Genomic DNA, 22,766 nt, shown 5'->3' on the forward strand with positions numbered 1-22,766 from the left:
AAGTCAAAACTGTTTCATTTTAAAGCTTTCTAAGCTTTTCTCAAGAGCATTTGTTTACTGCTGCACTTCGATCCATTTTCCTTTTGTACGCGCAAAATAATCATGATCATACATTGCCTCGACTTGCGTTCCCGGTAAATAATAGGTGCCTAGATACGATGCGTTGAGGTCAACTTCAAAGGTTCGGGTTGTTTTGGGTTTCAAATCAAAGTAAAAATATACGCGGTCATCTCTAATATCTTTGTATCGTGCTTTCCCTGATGCACCGCCTCCCAGACTCGTAAAGCTCGTATTTACAATCTCCCATCCACTTGGGAATATTTGAGATAAGGCTACATTTTCTACAGCATTTGAGGTAGGATTTGTAACCGTAATACGCGCTTTTATTGTCGTTGCTTGACGGAGTTGATCAACCGCTATCTTTTTGTTGTTTCCGTCTAAAAATTCAGTAGCAAGCGTAAGATTATTTTGCTCGGTTAACTCTTCTCCTAAAGGCAATTTACCTTGCTGAATGATGCTCACATAAACAGTATTGTCATTCATGTTTTTAAGTTCAATTATATTCTTATTTTCAGAAACTTTTAAAGGCATTTTTATGAAGCCTTTTTCGGTTTTTAAAGAAGTGGTATTTGCTGTAACAGCAATTGCTTTTCCGCCATTGGCGATAAGCATTTTTGCCAGACTTAATAATGCATAAGATGTAGTTTGTGTACTGTACCAGCTTGATGCTGTTAGATCTTTGGCAATTGATTTGGCTAAGTCTTGCTGGCGTTTGTCTTCTAATAAAACCAGTGTTTCTAACACCATTGCTTTGTTGCGCAGTACAGAGCCATAAGTATATTGTAACTCACGATCTGTATCAAAATTAAAGTTAGCCTTTGCAGCAAGGTCTGTTGCTACTTGCTTTTTACCGGCAAGTGCATAAGCCGCTGCCAGACGCCACCTAGAATCGTTATTAAGATATCCAGATTCGCGCAGGCGATTCATCGCTGCAAGTTCAGGCTGACCGGCCAGAGCCAGTGTGTATAAGCGGTAAGCTTGAGTGAGACTGCTGTTGTATGAGGTCGCACCATTACGCCACTGTTTTGCCGCATTTTTTTGATAAGTAAGCCAGTTAGATAAAAAGGTTAGCGGCGGCGTGTAGCCCTGTTTCTGAGCATCGAGCATAAAGTGCCCCGCATATGATGTCGACCATGCATCAGAATCCCGTTCTCCCGGCCAGTAGCTTATACCGCCCGATGGATTTTGCAACATTCCCAGACGCGCTATAGTTGCTTTGATATTCTCTTGTGCTTCTTTTTGCTGATTGTTATCCAGATCAAAAAGAGAATCTAAAAACAATTGAGGGAAACCACTAGATGTGGTTTGTTCTGCGCATCCGTAGGGATAACTGATAAGGTATTGCAAGCGATTTGTAAAATCAATTTGTGGTAAGGTAGATAGTTCTAGCGTTGCAGAATTGCTTCCGGAGATGCCAAAATTTTCATAGTCAATGGTGAGAGACTCATTAGGTTCAAGGGTATAATAGGTTGCTTTCTGTGAAATTGGATTCGGATTTTCAACATCAATTTCTACGGAATAAGATGCAGTCTCGCCACCTCCTGAAGCTGTGATCTTAAACTTTTGTGGTACTTCAGCAGCTGTTACGGCAAATTCAAAATTTACAATTTGTTCGCCTGGCTCGTTGAAGTTTATAGTTTTAGAACTTCCGTTTAGGGCTTTTAGTGAATTGCTTGTTTTTACTCGAACAGAAACTTGTTTCACTTTTTTATCCATCGCAAATACCGTTACCGGAAGCGTTAATTTTTCCTGAGGAGCTAATTTTCGCGGAAGCGATGCCAATACCATTAATGGTTTTTCTACAGCTGTGGTTTGGTCTACACTGCCGTATGCACCCGTTTCATTATTGCCAGCCACGATCATCGTCTTCACTGAACCGATATAATTAGGCATATGCAATTTATGAGTAGCGGTTTTACCTGCTTCTAAATGAAATGGTCCTAGAAACTTGACCACTGGTTTAAAGCGATCGGCTTTTCGGTTTTTTGCACCAGCGGCGATATCACCACCACCTATGGCATAGATATTATCTACACTGCCAGAATAGGCACCTATTACATAATCATAGATATCAAAAGTTTTGACACCTAGCGCCTGTGGTACGTAAAAAGATTTATGAATTTCCGGAGTGTTGAAACGGGTCAGATCTAATAAGCCTTCATCTACAACAGCCACAGTATAGGTCATTGCTTTTTGAGAAGCTTCACTAACTTTTATGGTAAAATCCTGTTCGGGTTTGAGTGCTTCAGGCATTTTGAGTTGTGGTTCTAACAGGGTCGAAGGATCTTCAACAAGCAACGGAATTACTCCGTATAATCGGATAGGTCTGTCGTTTAAGGTTTGGGCGTGGGGTTGCAATAAAGTGATATGCGCATAAACATTAGGCGCCATTTCCTTAGTAATAGGAATACGCACAGTTGTCTCTTTAGCTTTAGTTTTTACCCATTGTTTAGAAAGCACTTGGGTGCCGTTTTCAATACTCAAGAGAGCATTGCCTGAAGCTTCAGATGGAAAAGTGATTGTTGCTTCATCACCAACTTTATAATGCTCTTTGTCTGCTTTAAATATCAGCATTTTTGCACTCTCAGAACTTCCTGCCGGTGCATTGCCCCAGTTTCGGTAAAAATAAGTAGTGAGTCCGGTTGCGTGACCAGAGGCTTTGTCTATGATGCGCACGAGATAACGACCACCTTCTTTCTCCGGAATATTTACAGTTGCCTGAGCTTTACCGTTATTATTGGTTTTTACTTCAAAATCCTGCACGGGCTTATAAACCGAACTGTTCTCGTAACGCGATAAATTATCACCGCCACGGCTGTACCACCAGCGCCATTCAATTTTAAAGATCTCAACGTTGAGTGTTCTGTTTGCACTGGGTTTGCCTTCTGCATTTACGCTAACCAGATCAAAGGTCACATCCTCATCTGTATAATACGAGTCATATTCGTGAGCTTCTGGAGCCTTAATACCCGTAAAATAGGTAAAAGGGGCAAGATTTTTAGAAAATACATCAACCGAAAAATCACCGCCGCCTTCAAATACTTTTGTGAGAAAAGTAGCTTTTAACATTCCCGGTGCTTTTTTACTCAGGTCTATTTTCTCCGAAAACTTTATAAGTCCGGAGTTATCTAATGTTTTTTGATTGAGAATGGGTATTTCTACTTCATTAAAGCGTCTAACCGGATCTGTAAATTGATAATTTTTAAAGTCTATGAATGATGCCGTTGTGCTGCTCAACGTAGCAGTCATATCAATTTTGAGATTACGAGCAGGTGCGCCATGAAGCCAAGTCGCTTGTGCTGTGCCATTTATAGGAGTGGTAGCGCTTAAAAGATCCTGATTAAAATCAAGTTTTATCTTAAGTCGGTTAGGTTTAACCGTTGCAACCCGCAGCGTCTTACTAAATTTTACACCGCCTACAGTAATGGTCGCATTCCAGTTTCCGGTAGGATCTGTAGTGTTTGTAGAAATTGGAAAATAGTAAAATCCGTTACTGCTCCCGCCGGTAACATTTTGATTGGTGAGTGTAGAGCTTAATAGACTGCGTTGTACGAGCTTTCCGCGGGCATCTGTAACTTCAAGTTTTACAGGATGTTCTTTAGGTAGAGGATTTGCTAAGTCATTAAGAACAAAACTGAGGTGTATAGTATCGCCTGGGCGATGGACGCCTCGCTCTGTATAAATAAATCCTTTTAATCCTTTTTGCAGTTTGGCTCCGCTGATATCAAAGTTACTTAACGATAATGCGTTACCGTCATCAAGCTTAGCATATGCAAAATCGTTGCGTTGCTGGGCAATTGCAAAAGCTATGTTTTTAGAGCTTTTACAAGATGCAAGACCGTTAAGGTCTGTTTTGATGCTTTTAATGAGTTGTTGCTGGTAATTGTAGAGTTTGATGTCTACACCCATTTCGGGCTTTGCGTTTAATAAGTTTGTAGTGACAAAATCATAGGTGCCATTTTCACTTTTTTTAACGATGAGTCCCAGATCAGATCCTATAAGATTAGTCTGGGCAAAACGATCTTCGTTGTAATAAGCCGGATGGCACGGGTTGTCTTCTTCTTCCCAGTTGTAAACTCTATTTCTCCAAGAATACAATTCGTTATCCCAATAGCGTTCTTCACGCTGGTCTTGATCACTATCTGTACCAGTGTGGTAATACTCTTCATAAGATTCTTCAAGATAAGCCTCTTCTTTTGAGAGAGAAGTCTCTTCATTTTCATTAATGCAGGGGTAAAGACTGTAGTTTTGATCAAAGCTGAACTCAACACGGTACAAAGCTCCCGGATCAGCCTTAAACAATTCTGATAGATCAACGGCGTACGCTTTCCACAAGCCAGATTGCCCAACACTATTTTTGATAAGTGGTATGGTTTTTTTAGCAACTCTTCTTCCTACCCGTTTTAAATCATAGGTATCTGTACTGTTGAGATTGGCACTTTGCAGGTATTGAAGTATATTGTTTTGATACACTTTAATAACACGCACATCTACCGCAGAAAGGTTTACCGCTTCAAAGTAAATAGGTGTTTTCATAGAAGCCGGTAGGATATTTCCTTTAGAAATAAGGCGTACTTGGGGTTTAAGTTGTTGAAAAGATATGCTTTGTGTATAGGTTTGTCGTAAGCTGTATCCCGAAGCGTTCTTGATTCCTTTATTTATGGTTAAATCAAGTTCGCCAGAAAGCGGCTGTCTTGGGTAAACGTTTAAGACATTCCCCTGCACTTCATAGCGTAAACCCGTTAAGCTATCCAGCTGTACCAGTCCATCAAAATTTTGAGACATTTCTAAAGGATCAGAAAAATTGATACTAATGGCAGTTTCGGGGCTCAAAGCACTTACGACATCAACTACAGTAAAATTAGATTGGCCGGGTATATTGAGTGTGCTTTGACCTTGTGTTCTACTTGCAATAGGTTCTCCATCCCACGATATGCGTATCTGAGAATTTTCTTCTTTACGGTGAATACTGTCAATGGTAAAATTGAAGTAAGTTCCTTTTAATTCTTCTGTAGGCCAGTCTATATGAAGTTTATTGCCTTCCTGTTCTGCTTCTACCAACTGTTTTACCTGCTGTGCGGGAACCCAATCTGCTGTTTCTATTGAGCCGGTGAGATATTGCCATTCTTTATTATAAGACTGCAGATTACCCAGAGTAATTTTGAAATTAGGCGTAATGGTCTTAAACACGAAGGTGTAATTTTTATAATCGGGATCAACGTCTTCAAAAAATCTACTCAACTTCAGCGTTACGCTGTATTCAGTATCCGGGCGTAAATTCTTTTCAGGTCTAAAGGTCAGCGTGGTACCATTTTCGATAAGAAGCGTTCCTTCGGTTTTTGGATTAATAATTAAATACTCTGAAGGAATTTCTTGTGACAATTCAAACTGTGTGGTTTGTTGTGCAAGTTCCACACGTATAGGTTCTGTGATTGAAATATTACCAAAAGTGTTGAAAGAAATATACTCTTTAAACTTAAAAATATTGTCAGCATCAGGGTGTTTCCTGGTATTACAAGATTGAATAACCAGCAAAAAACACAGACTAAGAAGTACTTCAAATCTTCTCATAAACCCTAAAATTTTATGAATCACTATTAAAACGGCATGATGTCGTAAAATACTTTTTTTATCATTCCTGAACTAGAAGAGAAAGCAACATTTTAAGAACAGCATCGATCTAACGGTTTTAAAGATTAAATAGGTATTAAAACTACCAAGATAATTTTGTTTTAAATCCTTAGAGGTAAACAAGGATTAATTGATGAAAATTGGGAAGACCAAGCGCTTTCAATTTTTATAAAAGTACTAGTAAAATCATTTAATTTTCTTTTGTCAATTTTTTAGTCTTACAAATCGTCTTAAAATGCCGTTAAGCGTCATTAAAACTTCAAAATAATCGATGAAATACACAATTTGCTAAATTTTAAATAATTCGTCTAAATGTATTTAAACGACAAAATGCATTTTATGTTCGTTGAAATATGTTAAAATTCAATGTAATTATGTTAAAAAACTCTTTAAAATCGATGAAATACACAAAATAACAGTTTAAGTGTTGTAGGAATGAAATATCCTACCTATGTTTGTATCAACATAACTCATAAACCCCAAATCATGAGAACTTTTACTACCACTTTGATGGCGTTAACTTTCGCCGTATTCTTAACCAGCTGCTCACAAGATGAGGAGCTAATGCAAACTGAAGAAGCAACCTTAGAATTATCTGCAGACCTTACTGTTGAAGAGACTTTTGCAAAAGAAATTCTTGCAGAAGTTAATGTGTATCGTGCCAGCATAGGCCTTACAGAGCTTCGGGCGAATTCAGATTCTAAAGTTAAAGCTACTGAGCATACCAAGTATATGGCTACTAAGGGTAAAATTAGTCATGATTATTTTCTAGAAAGATCAGACTATCTTAAAGCAAAAGGCGCAGGTCGCGTTAGCGAGAATGTAGCATATGGCTATCGTAGCGCTGCAGAAGTAGTTTCTGCCTGGTTAAAGAGCGAAGGACATAAAGAAGCTATTGAAGGAAATTTCACACATAGTGGTATTTCAGTGGTAAAAGATGAACGTGGAATTGCATTCTTTACGCAGATCTTTATTACAAAGTAAAAACCCCAAATCCTTTCTGATTTACCCCTAAAATCATAATTGATTACAAGTTCATTTACAATTTTTTAAAATCCCTCATAACCCAGCAAGGTTACAAGCCAATTACAATATTCAACATATCACAAAATAGACAGCTTTAAGTTGGTTTTGTTATGTTAGATGCAGCAGGCGGGGGCCTGCTGTTTCGCTTTTACCCACAGTTTGTGGGGATCAATTTTATGAAAGTCCCTTTAAGGTCTCATGTCTTTAAGGGACTTTTCTTTTTTATGCTGATCAGGATTTAGTGAAATGGTATTCACGTTCTACTTTGCAAACCCTAACGCTGTATTCAGCATACCATTGATGTTTACCCTTGTTTTGAGCTGCTAGATGGTCTGTTTGGGATTTCCAATTGAGAATAGCTGCTTCATTTTTCCAATAAGAAATCGTGATTCCTAGTTCACTGCGTGCGTGATCCATGCCTAGATAACCGGGCTGAAGTTTAGCGAGTTCTTCCATGTGTTCGGCCATTTCGGCGTAGCCATGACGCTCCGTTTGTTTTGAAGTAAAGATTACCGCATAATAACTTTCTTCTTCAGATAACTGCATACTTGCTTAATTCTCGTTTTCCTTATAAATACCTAACGTGAGCTCACCTTCATCATTCATATACGCACGATACATTCCTTCAGTATTAAACTCCATAGATGGGTTGCCGTAGTGATCTAAAGCAACAATACCACCGGTTCCGCCCAGTTTGGTCAGTTTTTCCTGAATGACATTATGCGTTGCGTCTTTCAGGCTTTTTCCGGCATATTCCATCTGAGCACTGATGTCGTAAGCAACCTGCCCGCGGATGAAATACTCCCCCCAACCGGTTGATGAAACGCCGCAAGTGGCGTTGTTGGCATAGGTTCCTGATCCTATAATGGGTGAATCACCAATACGGTTATAGCGCTTGTTAGTCATTCCGCCTGTAGAAGTACCGGCAGCGAGGTTTCCATTTTTGTCCAGAGCAACACAACCTACCGTACCAAACTTTTCATCTTTGATAAAGGGATCAATAAAAGCCGAAGCTGCAGTTACGGAGTCATTTTTCTCACGCTCCAGAATGCGTTGTAAGGCATCATAGCGGTTTTGAGTAAAGAAATAGGAAGGATCTACCAGCTCGATGCCCTTTTCGGCAGCAAACGTTTCGGCTCCCTTCCCGCTTAATAAGACATGTTTTGAGTTGGTCATTACCTCGTAAGCCAGATTAATAGGGTTTTTTATATTTGTGACTCCTGCAATGGCTCCGGCATTAAGTGTAGCGCCATCCATAATAGAAGCGTCGAGTTCGTTTACGCCCTCGTGATTAAAAACTGCTCCTTTTGCAGAATTGAACAATGGAGAATCTTCCATAATATTTATAGTGCGCTGTACCGCCTCCAGACTGGTCCCTCCATTTTTTAGAATCTCATATCCTGTTTTAATGGCTTCACTAAGCTTTGCTTTGTAAGCAGCTTCTAGCGAATCAGTCATATTTTCTTTTAGGATGGTTCCTGCACCGCCGTGAATAATTATAGCAAAATTCTGTTGTTGAGGTGTGTTTTGTGCTGTTTTGGTCTCTGTGTTTTCCTGCTTGCAGGCTACAATAAAAACGAGGATTAGAAAAAGGAGTAAATGATTCTTCATAGTTTGATTTTTATAGCTTCTAAAATACGGAAAAAGCAGGGTTAATGCTTCTAATCGTTTTATTTCTAAAACAGCATTGCACGAGAAGCCTTTATTTTTTAACCGTAATTAATATTGTAATTTTAGCTGTAAACAAAAGAAGTATGTCAATTGCAAAACCCTTTAATCTAACCCAATGGGTGGAAGAAAACCGGGAATTACTCAAGCCGCCGGTAGGAAATAAAAACCTGTACAAAGATGCCGATGATTATATCGTGATGGCTGTTGCCGGACCCAACGCCCGTAAAGATTATCATTATAATGAGACCGAAGAATTGTTTTACCAGCTCGAAGGTGAGATTGAAGTACACATACAGGAAGATGGCAAAAAACGCACGATGAAATTAGGCCCGGGCGATATGTACCTGCATCCTGCAAAAGTGCCGCATTCTCCGGTGCGTAAGCCGGGCTCGATAGGTCTGGTAGTTGAGCGAAAACGCGCTGACCTGGAGGGTAAAGATGGTTTGTTATGGTTTTGCGACAACTGCAATCATAAATTATATGAAGTTTATTTTCCTCTAAACGATATCGAAAAAGACTTCTTAAAGCATTTTAAAGAATTTTACGGAAGCAAAGAGTTGCGTACCTGCGACAATTGCGGGACGGTGATGGAAGCCGATCCGCGTTTTACGGAATAAGCTTTTAATTCTGAAAAGAAAAAGTGCGCTACACGGCGCACTTTTTTTGGCACCGCCAAACGGATTTAATACTCCCGAGGCTTGCATCGAAATTAAAATTGTTTCTAACGAATGCCTTGTGTGCTTACCTCAAGGTATTTTATTGCGAATATGCTAAATAACGCTTTAAAACCCTTTTTGAATTTATTAACTTCGGAAGGTTTAAAATATAATTCTAAGAAAACTATAAAATAATGGCAGATACCCTCACCAATGTTGCAATAGCCGAAGCGTTGAAAGCTTTGGAACTCGAACCCCAAAATTCAGGTACTTCTACCGGTTCTAAGTGGATGCATGGCGGCTCAACTTTTGAGTCGGTTTCTCCTGTTGACGGAGCGACCATTGCAAGCGTTACGCAAACAACGCCAGAAGAGTATGAGCAGGTGGTGCAAACTGCACAGGAAGCGTTTAAAACCTGGCGGGTTATGCCGGCTCCCCAACGTGGTGAGGTTGTGCGCCAGTTTAATGCAGAACTGCGTCGCTTAAAGGAACCTTTGGGCAAGTTGGTTTCGTATGAAATGGGAAAAAGCTATCAGGAAGGTCTGGGTGAAGTACAGGAAATGATCGATATCTGTGACTTTGCGGTTGGACTTTCGCGTCAATTGCACGGTTTAACTATGCACAGTGAGCGTCCCGGGCATCGCATGTATGAGCAATACCATCCGCTTGGGATTGTAGGGATTATTTCGGCATTTAATTTTCCGGTTGCTGTGTGGTCATGGAATACGGTATTGGCCTGGGTTTGTGGTGATGTGTGTATCTGGAAACCTTCAGAAAAAACACCTTTAACCGGTGTTGCCTGCCAGAAAATAGCTGCGCGTGTGTTTGCAAAAAATAACCTACCGGAAGGTATTTCGTGCCTTATTAATGGCGATTATAAAGTAGGCGAACTGATGACTCAAGACGAGCGCGTGCCGCTTATCTCGGCCACAGGCTCTACCCGAATGGGAAAACAGGTTGCACAGGCTGTAGGTTCAAGATTGGGTAAGTCGCTTTTAGAATTAGGCGGAAACAATGCGATTATTGTGACACCGGATTTGGATTTAAAAATGACGGTAATCGGGGCGGTATTTGGTGCGGTAGGAACTGCCGGGCAACGCTGTACCTCTACCCGCAGGTTGATTATTCACGAAAGCATTTACGATAAAGTAAAAAATGCGATTGTAGATGCCTATGGTCAATTGCGTATCGGGAATCCGCTGGATGAAAACAACCACGTGGGTCCGTTAATTGATACCGATGCGGTAAAGAACTATCAAAATGCTTTGAAAAAAGTAGTTGAAGAAGGCGGAAAAATTATTGTTGAAGGTGGAGTACTCGAAGGCGAAGGCTATGAAAGCGGTTGTTATGTAAAACCGGCCATCGCCGAAGCTCAAAATAATTTTGAGATTGTACAACACGAGACCTTTGCACCTGTTTTGTATTTAATGAAATACAGTGGAAGCGTAGAAAATGCCATCGAACTGCAAAACGGTGTACGACAAGGACTATCGTCTGCGATTATGACCAACAATCTACGTGAAGCTGAGCGCTTTTTAAGTGTTGCCGGTAGCGATTGTGGAATTGCAAACGTGAACATTGGTACCAGTGGTGCTGAAATAGGTGGTGCTTTTGGAGGGGAAAAAGAAACCGGTGGCGGTCGCGAGAGCGGCTCTGATGCCTGGAAAGTCTACATGCGTCGCCAGACCAATACCATTAATTATACAACAGAGCTTCCGCTAGCGCAAGGGATTAAGTTTGATCTGTAATCAATCAAAATAATATGAAATACAAGAGCCGCTTTTGGGCGGCTTGGTTTATTTATTAAATAAATAAACCAAGCCAAAAACAAATAAGCCGGCAAGTACTGCTAGGAAAATCTTCCAGAAGGAATACGGTCGTTTACCGGAGATGCTTCCGTTTTCTCCGTTTACAAAAAAACTATAGTCTTTGTTTTTATAACGGTAGGCGCTTATGTAAACCGGAAGCAAAATGTGTTTAAAAGTTTCTTCTTCCAGCTGCATATTGAGGTGCGATACGCGTTGTTCATCACCGCCAATATCCCGGCGGGCCCAGGTGTCTGCAATGCGTCGCATTTCATCCTGAGATTCCAAATGACCATCCTTTAAGGGAATGGTATATTTTTCAGTCACAAAACCAGCGAGAAAACTGCTTTCAAAAGGTTGTAGTTTTTTGAGATTCCATAGTGCGACACCACGCGGAACTTTACCCGTATGTTGTTTAGACGCATTTATCAATGTGTCATCTACAAAGCCTGAGATGTTGCCCGAAACCGGTGTCCAACGGGTTTTGCGCACGCGCCTCGTGCGCCTTTTGCCATTACTGTCGCGGTAGCTTTGCGTTTCATAGTAATAATCCCCTCTAGAGCCAGTATACCGGCCGTAAAGTTGAGCGTCAAACGTCCAATAAGGCAAGTATAATCCCTTTGTAAATTGCGGGTCTAGTGTAGCTTTCTGCAAATCGTTAGGCGCCCACCAAAGTCCTTTGACCCATTTTTTGAAGCGTAATATAGCTTCGTCTTGTGTTAGCTGAAAGGGCAAAACTCCTCCAGGCAAGATCCACTGCTCTGTTTTAGCATCTTCGCGAATAAGCGGTGTGCCGCAATATACACAATGCAGGGATTTGTAATTTTCTTCTACGTGCTGATTAGCCCCACAGTTTTTGCAATGCAGAATGCTTATTTCTTCACTGTTTGCCTGGCTTCCCTGACTTTCGAGATATACACGTAGTGGTAATTCTTTGATAGGATCGGTATCCAGATTGATGTGCTCTTCGTGACCACAGTACTCGCAAGTAATGCTCGTAGTGCCGGGCTTGTATTTTAGCTCAGCACCACAGTTTTTACAGGCTTTTTTAAGTTCCGATTTTTGAATTACAGGTTCAGGCACTGATTTGGAGGTTTGGTTTGATGCTTTTAAAAAGATTAATACGTATCAACGAAACATTGAAAATCGTCATTCAAAACCCCTGATTCTTCAGTAATTTTGAAGATTACTAAGCTTTTGATTAAATACTAGTGAGAACCTGAAACAAGTTCAGGTTGACGAAAATGACTAGCTATCTATTGTCCTGGTAAAGGTGGTGGTGTGTTTCCGCCTAAAAAGGGCTTAAGCTCTTCGATTTCCTGCAGCGCTTTCCATTCAGTCATTCCTTGTTTCCAGATCAAAGAATTCCTATTAATGGTGCGTGAAGCAAAAAGTGCCTGTAATTGTTCAAAACTTACCGGTCCCTGTTGTTGACTGTTATGTGCGTAAAAATACTGGGTTTCTGCTGGCATAGGCGGTGGAGTTGCCGCGGGCTGTGCAGGTCGTGGTGCTTGTGTACCGCCGCCTAGCATTGCGCCGCCCATTTGTTGTGCGAGGGCAAAGCCCATTCCCATTCCCATTCCGGCGCCGGCAGTGCCACCTTCATTATTGGCAGCCGCTTCAATAGCTTTTGCGGTTTTAAACTTGGTCAATTTATCAAGATCTAGCTTGTCGATACGGCTGTACTCAAAGATTTCTTTTTTGAGTTCTTCAGGCATGGAGACATTTTCGATATAGAATTTTTCTAACGAAATCCCAACGCTTAAAAACTCGGGCTGCATCACGTCCTTGCAAGTCTCAGAAAGTTCAGAAGTATTTGCTGCGTATAATTCTATAGGAAGATTGGCTTCACCAACGGTATCTGTAAAACGAGTAGCAATTAGGCTTTTTAAATGCTCGTTGATCTCAAAGTTGGTGAAGTTAGCATCGGTACCCACGATGTCTTTGATGAATTTTCCGGCATCACTGATGCGAAAGGCATAGGTCCCAAAAGCTCTGATCTCTACCAGGCCAAAACGCTCATCGCTTAGCGTGATCGGATTTTTAGTACCCCACTTTTCATCGGTAAATAAATGCGTGTTTACAAAATAAACTTCGGCTTTAAACGGACTGTCAAAACCGTATTTCCAGCCTTTGAGTGTAGTGAGTATGGGTAGATTTTGCGTGTCTAAGGTGTAGGTTCCCGGAGTAAAAAGATCTGCCAGCTGCCCTTCATTAACAAAAACTGCCGTTTGTCCTTCACGTACGATGAGTTTTGCGTTGTTTTTAATTTCGTTTTGATAGCGCTCAAAGCGGTGCGCGATGGTGTCATCTGTATAATCGAGCCATTCGATGATATCGATAAATTCGTGGCTGAGTTTTTCTTTTATTGTGTCAAAAATTCCCATAATCTATACTTTTTAATATCCTTTCTCTTTTAATTTACCCATTACTTCCTTACCAAGTTTCATCCCCCATTCTTGCCCTACCTGCATGGATTCTTGAGTAATGTCTGGAGTTTTTTCAGCAAACTTTTTTCCTGCCGGAGTTTGGTAAAAATCTATTATAGCTTGCAGATCAGATTGCGTTAGACTTTTCTTGTAAACAGGGGTTAGCATTTCGGCTAAGTCATTAATAGAAGTTTTACTAAATGAACTCTCAAGTTCTCCCCAAACTTCATCAGGTACACCCGGTTTTTGCTGCTTATACATATTAAAAACTTGTTTGATCGCTACTTGAAAAGTACCCATGCTTCCAGATGCAACAAGCATTTCTTTGAGTGTATCTTTATAAGGGTCTGCATCCTGAGCTTGAGTGTTTAATGCAAAACTTGTAATTAATAGGGCAGTAAAAATCAGTTTTTTCATGATATGTTTTTAGGTTATAAATTGTTAGTAGCCAAAATGCTTCAATTGTTTCAAATTATTTTAATTACGTCCGTCTTCATCATGATATAAAGTGTAAACTGGATCGCTTTGCCAAAACTCTTTAGTATCAACATCTATTATTGAAAGTGTTCCTTTAAATGCAGCACCGGTATCCACATTCCAAACGTTTGCCATCTGTGTGGGTTTGTCTTTTGCGATGCGGGTGACGGGCGTATGGCCAATGTAAATCTCTTTGTGATGCTTAAGCCGTTTGGGGTATGCGACATCTTCCGGTTTTATGGTTTTGTCTAATGCGACTGCCATTTCCCAGAAGGTACGATCCCAATAAAAAGCAGTACTGTGGTGCTCATGTTCCGGTCCGTTATGATTCTGAAAACCGGCATGAACAAACATTCTGTTTTGATCATCAATGTGATAATTTAGTAAATCTTCATAAAATGTTACGTGTGCTTTGCGATCTTCTTCAGTAAGCTTATTGTAAGATTCAATAGTGCTTCTACCGCCATGATTGAGCCAAACTTCATTGAGGTCGTTCTCTTTAAGCCAATTGTATGTAAGCTCATCGTGATTACCTTTTATAAAAATGCAGTTTTGTTTTTGAGCCAGATTTATTAAATAAGAGACTGTTTCTGCGCTTTCACTCCACCCGTCAACATAATCTCCTAAAAATATAAGGGTGTCTTCAGCTGTGACATTTGCACGCTTTAGAACCTGTTTTAAGCTTTTTAATCCTCCGTGAATATCACCTATTGCTAATGTGCGTGTCATGAATTGTATTTTACTTTTCGCAGTATGCGAATGTTTTCTTTGTATGCGTTATAAAGTTTAGTACCGTATTTGCGTAAATAAGGTCTTATGCTTTCAAGCTTGTCTAGGGCCGGCTCCAGACCGTTTAAATAGCAAATAAGATAGGTGGCCGGCAGATTGTATAAATCTTCAAGTTCACCTTTGTTAAGTGCTTTATTTGTCAATATTTTTTTTAAAATCGAATTGTTATTGTTGTAGATGTGGTGAAGCAGTTTTTTATCAAATTGAGGCGGTTCAAAAACCAGATTACTATCTATGTTGTAAGAGCCGTTTTCCTTAAAATTAATAGTAAGTTCTTCTAACGGATAATATTTGTAATCATTCTGTATACCAAGCAATACATATTCTAAAATGGTAAAATGATCATCGGTCATCGAGATGGAGACTTCGTCTAAAGCAGAATAAAACAGGCGTACCTGCTCATTTATAAGTTCAATATCTACCCGACTGAAATACGTATTGCCTTTTACCTCTTTTTTATTTCCAGCCCAGCAAACCACAAATTGCTCTTTAAAAACTTTGTATTGCGTGAAAAGGTCTGCGTGGCGCACATTTATAAAGTCGATCACTCCGTCAAGAGTGAGTTCTATGCTATTGTGTGCGTGTTTCTCAATAGTTGCTACGATCTCGCTATTAACATCTTTGATCTCACTTTCAAAAACTTTAGGCATCGAGATGCTTCCGTCTCTAAAAAAAGCTGTTCCGCCCCAGTATTTCCAAATGTTTTTCCGTAGTGCAGTGAGTTTATTAATGGGTCTGATGGTAACTAAACCCACAACCTGATCTGATGGTAAATGCGGAAAAGGAATATTTTCATAAGAGATCAACGGTGGATTTGTCAAATACGCATTAACCAGATTTTGAATCTTACTATCATCAAAAAACGGGACACCTTGAATCTCGTTGGTTTCATCTTCAACACCAATTACAATATAACTGTTGTTCTTGGGGTTTGAATTTGAAAGTGCACAGACGTGCTTTAAAAATTTGGCTTTTCCTTCTTTGTTGCTGATATCAACTTTACGCTTTTTATCATAAAAACTGTTCTCGTCATTATGAGCGAGCAGGTTTTTAATGAGAAGGCGTTTGTTGATCATTATGTTATTGCAATTATTATTTTTATTGCTATTCTGTTAATCAAATTTACTTCCTCGTTTTTCTGATTTTTTCAAATAGTTTGAGAATTTACCGATTTGATCTATCAATTCTTGAGCTTCAGTATTAAGTTTTTGAAATGAACCTTTATCTAAGTAGTTTCGATCTAAACATCTTATTAATTGCGATTTTGTTTCACAGCACGAACCTTTCGCAAAACCTAAAAAGTTGATAAACTCCTTGTTACCTCCTCTTCCAAATCCCTCTGCAATATTATCCATAATAGATCCAGAGGAAGTATTTATTTGATTCCTTAATTCAAAATCCTGTTTCAACTCTATAGTTTGAATAATTTTCCAAACATTTTGAGAGAGCAAACGAGCTTTCTTAAAAACCTCAAGGTCTTCAAATGAATTGTAATGTGCCATCACTGAATACTTTATCAAAAAGTAATAATAATAGCAATAAAAATAATAATTATTGCTTATTCACCACTGTACTCGAAGCCTGATCTACACTCATTACCACAAGATCTGCGATGTTAACATGATAAGGCCTTGTTACCACAAAATGAATGATATCTGCAATATCATCTGCTTGTAAAGGTTTGAAGCCTTGGTATACCTTATCTGCTTTTTCTGAATCACCTTTAAAGCGTACCTCGCTGAATTCGGTTTCTACCATTCCCGGATTTACCGCACCTACGCGTATGTTGTAACCGTTGAGGTCTAAACGCATTCCTTGATTAATGGCGTCTACAGCATGTTTACTTGCGCAATACACATTGCCTTTAGGGTAAACTTCTTTACCCGCGGTAGAACCAATATTGATGATGTGGCCACTGTTTTGAGCAATCATTTTTGGGATGATCATATCGCTTACATAAAGCAACCCCTTTACATTGATGTCAAACATCGCATCCCAATCATCTGAGTTTCCGTCTTGAATAGGGTCTAGACCGTGAGCGTTTCCGGCATTGTTGATGAGAATATCTATTTTCTGAAAGTCTTCCGGCAAGTTTTCGATCGCTTCTTTAACTGCTGATTTATCACGTATATCGAAGCTTAACGTATGAACATTTACATGATTTTTTAATTCTTCCTTTAAAGCAGTAAGTCGCTCCTGACGTCTTCCGCAGAGAATTAGATGGATTTCATTTTTTGCAAAATATTTTGCAGTTGCAGCGCCTATACCACTAGTAGCACCTGTAATTAAAGCTGTTTTAGCAGACATGGTTTTTTATTTTGTTTGAGTAAGTATTAAGTATAAAGTTGGTGATTCACTTTTTAGAGTTTATTAAAGGAATATTAAACTTCGTTAATTGCTGTTAAAGATTTTTTTGACAGTAAGAAATCACCTCATTTTTGAAAATGTATTTAAAAACAAATAGAATATTATGAAAAATACTTTGAAATATGGGCTGTTATTAGCCGGAATACTGGGATTAAGTTCGTGTAGTGATGATGATAATAATTCAAGCTCAGAGCGCGGAACTGCTAAGATGGCTGTTCGTCTTGTAGACGCGCCTGGAGATTATAACAATGTCTTTGTAGATGTAGAGGCTGTTGTTGTGAAATATAGTGATGATTTCATCGACGATGAGTTTGACGATGATGATGACTTTATACTTGTTGATGGTGAATTAGAGCTTGATACTGATGATGAGGTTTACGATCTTCTTGAGCTTACTGGTGGAGCTTATGCAATACTGGCAGATGAAGATATCCCTGCAGGTTCAATTAGCCAGGTGAGACTTATTCTTGGTGATGATAATACGGTTGTTGTAGATGGTGAAACATTCCCATTGCAAACTCCAAGTGCGCAGCAATCTGGACTTAAAGTTCAGTTTAACCAAACGCTAGAAGCTGGTGTTGTGTATACTGTAGTTCTTGACTTTAATGTAGAAGAGTCTATAGTAGAGCAAGGTGATGGCGGTTATTTATTAAAGCCTGTTATTCGTGCAAGTGCTATTGAAGCAACCGGCATGATCTCTGGTTCTTTATTGCCACTTAATGTGCCTGCAACAATAACTGCAGCAGGAGAAGGTATTGTAGTGAGTACTAATGTAAATAGTGACGGAGACTTTGTATTAAATGGCCTGCCGAAAGGAGTGTATGATTTAACTATAGATGCAGAACTTGTAGCAGATGTTATTACCAGTATTACTGTTGAAGATGTAGCTGTTGTAGATGGAGAAACTACCGCTCTAGGAAGTATTACAATTGAATAAAATTTAAATATCACGTATATTTGAAAAGCAATCTGAAAAAGGTTGCTTTTTTTTTTGCAACATTTATTTTTAAAGACCGTCTTTAAAAGCACCCCTTATTCAGCTTCCTGAAGCCTTTAAAATATGGGGTTTTTAACGATTGATTAACAATATCATTAGTAATAAAATTTAACCTTGTAGACCTCAGAGTCATATTTTAAACAGCATAAACATATGGAAGATACAGGCGCATCTGTAGATATAGGAGCGATTAACGAAAAGATTGAAAAAGAAAGTGCATTTGTAAAGGTTCTTACTATGGAGATGAATAAAGTCATCGTAGGACAAAAGCACATGATAGAACGTTTGTTGATAGGTCTTCTGGGCCGGGGTCATATTTTGCTTGAAGGTGTTCCCGGACTGGCAAAAACCTTAGCAATAAATACACTTTCTCAAGCAGTACAAGGTAGTTTTAGTCGTATTCAGTTTACGCCAGATTTACTTCCTGCCGATGTTGTGGGAACGCTAATCTACAATATGAAGCTCAATGATTTTAGTATTAAAAAAGGTCCCATTTTTGCAAATTTCGTATTAGCAGATGAAATCAACCGTGCTCCTGCAAAAGTACAGAGTGCGCTACTTGAAGCGATGCAGGAAAAACAAGTTACCATAGGTGATGAGACTTTTGTATTAGACAAGCCGTTCTTAGTAATGGCAACTCAAAACCCAGTAGAGCAAGAAGGTACGTATCCACTTCCTGAGGCTCAGGTTGACCGTTTTATGTTGAAGACTGTAATTGACTACCCTAAACTAGCAGACGAGCAACTTATCGTGAGACAAAATTTAAAAGGGTCGTATGAGAAAGTAAATCCTGTGGTTTCTGTTGAGCAAATTCTACGTGCTCAGGAAGCAGTTAAAGAAGTGTATATGGATGAGAAAATTGAGAAATATATCCTCGATATCATCTTTGCAACCCGTTATCCTGAGAATTATAAACTGGCAGATTTAAAGCCGTTAATCAGCTTTGGCTCTTCTCCTCGAGGTAGTATTAACCTTGCGACAGCTTCTAAGTGTTTTGCATTTATAAGAGGTCGTGGTTATGTGATTCCAGAAGATGTGCGTGCGGTAGTACACGATGTATTGCGTCACCGTATTGGAATTACCTATGAGGCAGAAGCCGAAAATGTAACTACAGAAGAAATAATAAACAAGATCGTAAACGAGATCGAAGTACCCTAGCCCCCTAACCCCCACGCGGGGGGAACGCCAATCAGACCGAAAAAATTTCTTAAAATTTCTGAAAACAAAATTGATTTGAACGCTAATCAAAAAAGAGTAATTAATAATTCCCCCTTCGGGGGCCAGGGGGCTTATGGACACTAAAGAGCTTTTAAAAAAAGTACGCAAAATTGAGATCAAAACCAGAAGGTTGTCTGATCACATTTTTGGTGGGGAATACCATTCTACCTTTAAAGGAAGAGGTATGACCTTTAGTGAAGTGCGTCAGTATCAGTTTGGCGATGATGTGCGTAATATAGACTGGAATGTCACCGCGCGTTACAACGAACCATACATTAAGGTCTTTGAGGAAGAGCGCGAACTCACCATGATGCTTGTAGCCGATGTGAGTGGTTCAGAATTCTTTGGTACAGACCAGCAGTTTAAGTCTGAAATTGTTACCGAAGTTGCTGCAACGCTTGCTTTTTCGGCATTACAGAATAATGATAAAATAGGTCTCATTTTATTCACTGATGAAATAGAGCTTTATATTCCTCCTAAAAAAGGAAAATCTCACGTTTTAAGAATTATACGTGAATTACTGGAGTTTAAACCAAAAAGTAAAAAAACCGACTTAACGCAAGCCTTAAAGTTTTTGTCTGGTGTGATGAAGAAAAAGGCAATTGTTTTTGTGCTTTCAGATTTTATAGCAGACGGTTACCGCGATACGATGAAAATCGCTGCAAAGCGACACGACATTACCGGGATTCGCATTTATGATAAACGAGAAGAAGAGATCCCTAGCCTCGGAGTTGTTCAGATGGAGGATGAAGAGACTGGTGAATTACTTCTGGTAAACACGACTTCAAAAAAGGTACGCAGTAATTATTCAAAATATTATCAGGACCGCGTTAATTATTACAAAGAGAGCTTTACCCGTAGTGGTGCCGGTGTGATCGATGTGCGTACTGATGAAAGTTATGTAAAAAAACTATTAGGTTATTTTAAACGAAGAGGATAAAAATAAAATGAATAGTAACCCTAATACACTTCAAAATACAACCTGCTTCTTAAAATACAAATCTATAGTTTTAGGTTTTGTACTTTCAGTTTTTGCATTGACTCAGGTACAGGCGCAGCAGGTTACAGGAGCTGTCGATACGACTTCAATCCGTATTGGAGAACAAATCACCTATGAAGTTTCGGTAGAAGCTGATTCTACAGATCTTGTATTATTTCCAGAAGGGCAAACCTTTCAGCCTTTAGAGATGATAGAGGCTTATAAAATAGATACTTCTTTCGCCGGTGCAAAAATGAATTTGATAAAACGTTACGGCTTAACTCAGTTTGATAGCGGATCGTATACTATTCCACGCCAGTTGGTTTCCATTAATCAGAAACCTTTCTATACAGATTCTATTGCGATTGAAGTGAACAATGTAGTCGTTGACACAACCAAGCAAGGTTTATACGACATTAAAGATATTGTTTCAGTAGAACGTGCAACTAGTAAATTCTGGACGTATTTACTGTATTTTCTAATTCTTGCCGCTTTAATAGGTGCTTTTTTATATTTCATAATCCGTAGAAGTCGTAAAAAGGCTGAAGCCGAAAAAAAATTACCTCCCTTTGAACAGGCAATATTTTCTCTTAAACAATTAGACGAGGAATATAAAGAACCTGCTCGGGGTGTTGATGAGCGTGATGTAACTAAGGCTTACTACTCAAAACTTACAGACATTGTAAGACGTTATCTTGATGAAGAAGTCTATGATCGCTCTATGGAAAGTACTTCTTCTGAGTTGATAGATCGCTTGATGCAGGAAAAACAAGAAGGCAAGATTGATTTGAGTAAAGAAACAATTCTCAAACTGGATCAAATCTTAAGACGTGCCGACCTTACTAAGTTTGCCCGTACCTCTCCGGGAACCGGTCAAGCTGAGGCAGATCGACTTGTAGCCGAAGAAATTGTAAAAGAAACTAAAGAAGCTATCCCAGAGCCTACTGAGGAAGAGTTGATGCGGGATGCAGCATATAGGGAGGCATTAGCAAAACGTCGTAAGAGAAAGCTCATTTTAACTTCGGTAATTGGAGTGTTTGGAATTTTAGTTATTGCAACTGGTATTTTGGTTGCAACTAAAGGTTTTGATTACGTAAAAGATAATTTTATAGGTCACCCGTCTAAAGATTTATTAGAAGGTGATTGGGTGCGTAGTGAGTACGGTTATCCACCTGTGATTGTGAGTACACCGCGCGTATTAGAACGCAATGAGATTGCGCTGCCGGATTCTTTAAAAACTCAGATGGATATGAGCACTTTTACATACGGAAGCCTCATAGATGAGTTTTATATTGTGGTAAATAATACCCGTTTTGGTGGTAAAAATGAAGCTGATTTAGAAGCTTCGTCACAAGGATTTATAAGTACACTAGAAGCGAGTGGGGCCAAGAATCTGATTGTAAAATCTGAAAAGTACACAACACCAGAGGGCACTGAAGGTTTACGCGTTTACGGTACAGGTGAATTTCCAAACAGTATTAATGCACAGAAATTCAGTCCTGGGGCATACGAGATGTTGCTATTTACAGCTCCGGGAGTTTTGCAGCAGGTACTAGTAGCGCATCGTGAAGATGATCAATATGCAAAAGAAATGGCCGCCCGAATCATAAATTCAGTAGAACTTCAAAAAACAGTACCTACCGATGTTAAGTAATTTTGAATTTCAAAATCCTGAGTTTTTCTGGTTGTTTTTAATACTACCGGTAGTTGTGGTTTGGTATTTTTTTAAAAGAAATAAACTTACTGCACAGGTTAAAATTTCCAGTTTAAAAGGTTTTAAAACGGGTAGTGGTTTACTGGCAAAGTTTAGACCTATACTTTTTGTGTTGCGCTTGCTGGCTTTGGCTTTTTTAATTACTGCTTTAGCAAGACCGCGTACGGTTGATGTTTCAACTAGAACAAATACCACGAGAGGAATTGATATTGTGATTGCGATAGATGTTTCGGCGAGTATGCTTGCAAAAGATTTAAAGCCTAACCGTTTGGAGGCACTTAAGAATGTTGCGGCACAATTTATTGCAGATCGTCCCAATGACCGTATTGGGCTAGTAGAATATGCCGGCGAAAGCTATACACGTACTCCAATAACCAGCGATAAAAGCATTGTGTTGAGTTCGTTAAATGATATTCAGTATAACACTATTATTGAAGGCGGAACGGCAATAGGAATGGGGCTTGCTACTTCGGTAAACCGATTAAAAGACAGTAAAGCAAAAAGTAAGGTGATCATTTTGATGACTGATGGGGTGAACAATGCTGGATTTATTGAACCGACCACAGCGAGTGAGTTGGCACAAGAATTTGGGATTAAAGTGTACACCATAGGTTTAGGAACTAATGGCACAGCACTTACTCCTATTGCATTGCGAGGTGATGGAGGATTTCAATACGGAAATGTTCCTGTAGAAATCAATGAAGAACTATTAAAGGAAATCGCAGATAAAACGGGTGGATTATACTTTAGAGCGACAGATAACCAGTCGCTTGAAGAGATTTACGATGAGATCAATAAATTGGAGAAAACAGACGTTGAAGAGTTTAAGTATACCAATTATGAGGAGAAATACAGACCGCTAGTTTTATTGGCTGGTTTGCTGCTTATGTTTGAGCTGTTGCTGAGGTATACCGTTTTCAAGAGTTTCGTTTAAAAAATAGTAATAA

At 39.3% G+C, this 22,766-nt stretch carries 18 protein-coding genes; 8 read left to right on the forward strand and 10 right to left on the reverse strand.

Annotated features, from left to right (window positions below; translation table 11 throughout):
* Positions 1 to 54: 54 nt before the first annotated feature.
* A complete protein-coding gene (locus DSM02_RS08155; protein WP_128765160.1) occupies positions 55 to 5,631 on the reverse strand; it encodes an alpha-2-macroglobulin family protein in 5,577 nt (1,858 codons plus the stop codon).
* A 546-nt stretch (positions 5,632 to 6,177) separates the two neighbouring features.
* On the opposite strand from DSM02_RS08155, the gene DSM02_RS08160 reads away from it, so the two are divergent.
* Positions 6,178 to 6,675: a CAP domain-containing protein gene (locus tag DSM02_RS08160; RefSeq protein WP_128759651.1), complete on the forward strand. Its 498-nt coding sequence runs from the start codon at positions 6,178 to 6,180 to the stop codon at positions 6,673 to 6,675.
* 273 nt (positions 6,676 to 6,948) lie between these two features.
* On the opposite strand, the gene DSM02_RS08165 is transcribed toward DSM02_RS08160, so the two are convergent.
* Both DSM02_RS08165 and DSM02_RS08170 read right to left on the reverse strand, forming a co-directional pair.
* Complete coding sequence (locus tag DSM02_RS08165; RefSeq protein WP_128765161.1) at positions 6,949 to 7,263, reverse strand: antibiotic biosynthesis monooxygenase family protein; 315 nt, start codon at positions 7,261 to 7,263, stop codon at positions 6,949 to 6,951.
* Positions 7,264 to 7,269: 6 nt separating this feature from the next.
* Entirely contained in the window at positions 7,270 to 8,328 is a 1,059-nt protein-coding gene (locus tag DSM02_RS08170; protein WP_128765162.1) for an isoaspartyl peptidase/L-asparaginase family protein, read from the reverse strand.
* Positions 8,329 to 8,471: 143 nt separating this feature from the next.
* Between DSM02_RS08170 and DSM02_RS08175 the strand changes: the two genes are divergently transcribed.
* Together DSM02_RS08175 and amaB are read left to right on the forward strand one after the other, a co-directional pair.
* Entirely contained in the window at positions 8,472 to 9,005 is a 534-nt protein-coding gene (locus DSM02_RS08175) for a 3-hydroxyanthranilate 3,4-dioxygenase (RefSeq protein WP_128759655.1), read from the forward strand.
* A 233-nt stretch (positions 9,006 to 9,238) separates the two neighbouring features.
* Positions 9,239 to 10,792: an L-piperidine-6-carboxylate dehydrogenase gene (amaB, locus tag DSM02_RS08180; protein WP_128765163.1), complete on the forward strand. Its 1,554-nt coding sequence runs from the start codon at positions 9,239 to 9,241 to the stop codon at positions 10,790 to 10,792.
* Between the two features lie 48 nt (positions 10,793 to 10,840).
* Here the strand turns inward: amaB and DSM02_RS08185 are convergent, their stop codons facing one another.
* From DSM02_RS08185 to DSM02_RS08215, 7 genes are all read right to left on the reverse strand, one after another.
* Positions 10,841 to 11,932: a DNA helicase PriA gene (locus tag DSM02_RS08185; RefSeq protein ID WP_128765164.1), complete on the reverse strand. Its 1,092-nt coding sequence runs from the start codon at positions 11,930 to 11,932 to the stop codon at positions 10,841 to 10,843.
* Positions 11,933 to 12,105: 173 nt separating this feature from the next.
* Positions 12,106 to 13,236, reverse strand: a complete 1,131-nt coding sequence (locus DSM02_RS08190) for an SPFH domain-containing protein (protein WP_128765165.1) — start codon at positions 13,234 to 13,236, stop codon at positions 12,106 to 12,108.
* Positions 13,237 to 13,248: 12 nt separating this feature from the next.
* Positions 13,249 to 13,695, reverse strand: coding sequence for a DUF2059 domain-containing protein (locus DSM02_RS08195; RefSeq protein ID WP_128765166.1), 447 nt, complete (start codon positions 13,693 to 13,695; stop codon positions 13,249 to 13,251).
* Between the two features lie 60 nt (positions 13,696 to 13,755).
* Entirely contained in the window at positions 13,756 to 14,484 is a 729-nt protein-coding gene (locus tag DSM02_RS08200) for a metallophosphoesterase family protein (RefSeq protein WP_128765167.1), read from the reverse strand.
* Entirely contained in the window at positions 14,481 to 15,620 is a 1,140-nt protein-coding gene (locus tag DSM02_RS08205; RefSeq protein ID WP_128765168.1) for an ATP-binding protein, read from the reverse strand. The genes DSM02_RS08200 and DSM02_RS08205 overlap by 4 nt, the downstream gene beginning before the upstream one ends.
* 36 nt (positions 15,621 to 15,656) lie before the next feature.
* On the reverse strand, positions 15,657 to 16,046 hold the full coding sequence (locus tag DSM02_RS08210; RefSeq protein ID WP_128765169.1) for a four helix bundle protein: 390 nt from the start codon (positions 16,044 to 16,046) through the stop codon (positions 15,657 to 15,659).
* Between the two features lie 49 nt (positions 16,047 to 16,095).
* Complete coding sequence (locus tag DSM02_RS08215; RefSeq protein ID WP_128765170.1) at positions 16,096 to 16,851, reverse strand: SDR family NAD(P)-dependent oxidoreductase; 756 nt, start codon at positions 16,849 to 16,851, stop codon at positions 16,096 to 16,098.
* Between the two features lie 163 nt (positions 16,852 to 17,014).
* Between DSM02_RS08215 and DSM02_RS08220 the strand changes: the two genes are divergently transcribed.
* From DSM02_RS08220 to DSM02_RS08240, 5 genes are all read left to right on the forward strand, one after another.
* On the forward strand, positions 17,015 to 17,848 hold the full coding sequence (locus DSM02_RS08220) for a DUF4382 domain-containing protein (protein ID WP_128765171.1): 834 nt from the start codon (positions 17,015 to 17,017) through the stop codon (positions 17,846 to 17,848).
* A 213-nt stretch (positions 17,849 to 18,061) separates the two neighbouring features.
* Positions 18,062 to 19,066 carry an AAA family ATPase gene (locus tag DSM02_RS08225; protein ID WP_128765172.1) on the forward strand — a complete coding sequence of 335 codons (1,005 nt, stop codon included), beginning with the start codon at positions 18,062 to 18,064 and terminating at the stop codon, positions 19,064 to 19,066.
* Positions 19,067 to 19,199: 133 nt separating this feature from the next.
* The gene (locus tag DSM02_RS08230) at positions 19,200 to 20,066 is read left to right on the forward strand and encodes a DUF58 domain-containing protein (RefSeq protein WP_128765173.1); all 867 of its coding nucleotides are present in this window, start codon (positions 19,200 to 19,202) and stop codon (positions 20,064 to 20,066) included.
* Between the two features lie 7 nt (positions 20,067 to 20,073).
* A complete protein-coding gene (locus DSM02_RS08235; RefSeq protein ID WP_128765174.1) occupies positions 20,074 to 21,759 on the forward strand; it encodes a cytochrome c-type biogenesis protein in 1,686 nt (561 codons plus the stop codon).
* On the forward strand, positions 21,749 to 22,753 hold the full coding sequence (locus tag DSM02_RS08240; RefSeq protein WP_128765175.1) for a vWA domain-containing protein: 1,005 nt from the start codon (positions 21,749 to 21,751) through the stop codon (positions 22,751 to 22,753). Before DSM02_RS08235 ends, DSM02_RS08240 begins: the two co-directional genes overlap by 11 nt.
* Positions 22,754 to 22,766: the final 13 nt, after the last annotated feature.

Source organism: Leeuwenhoekiella polynyae, from assembly GCF_004104075.1.
Classification (GTDB): Bacteria; Bacteroidota; Bacteroidia; order Flavobacteriales; family Flavobacteriaceae; genus Leeuwenhoekiella; species Leeuwenhoekiella polynyae.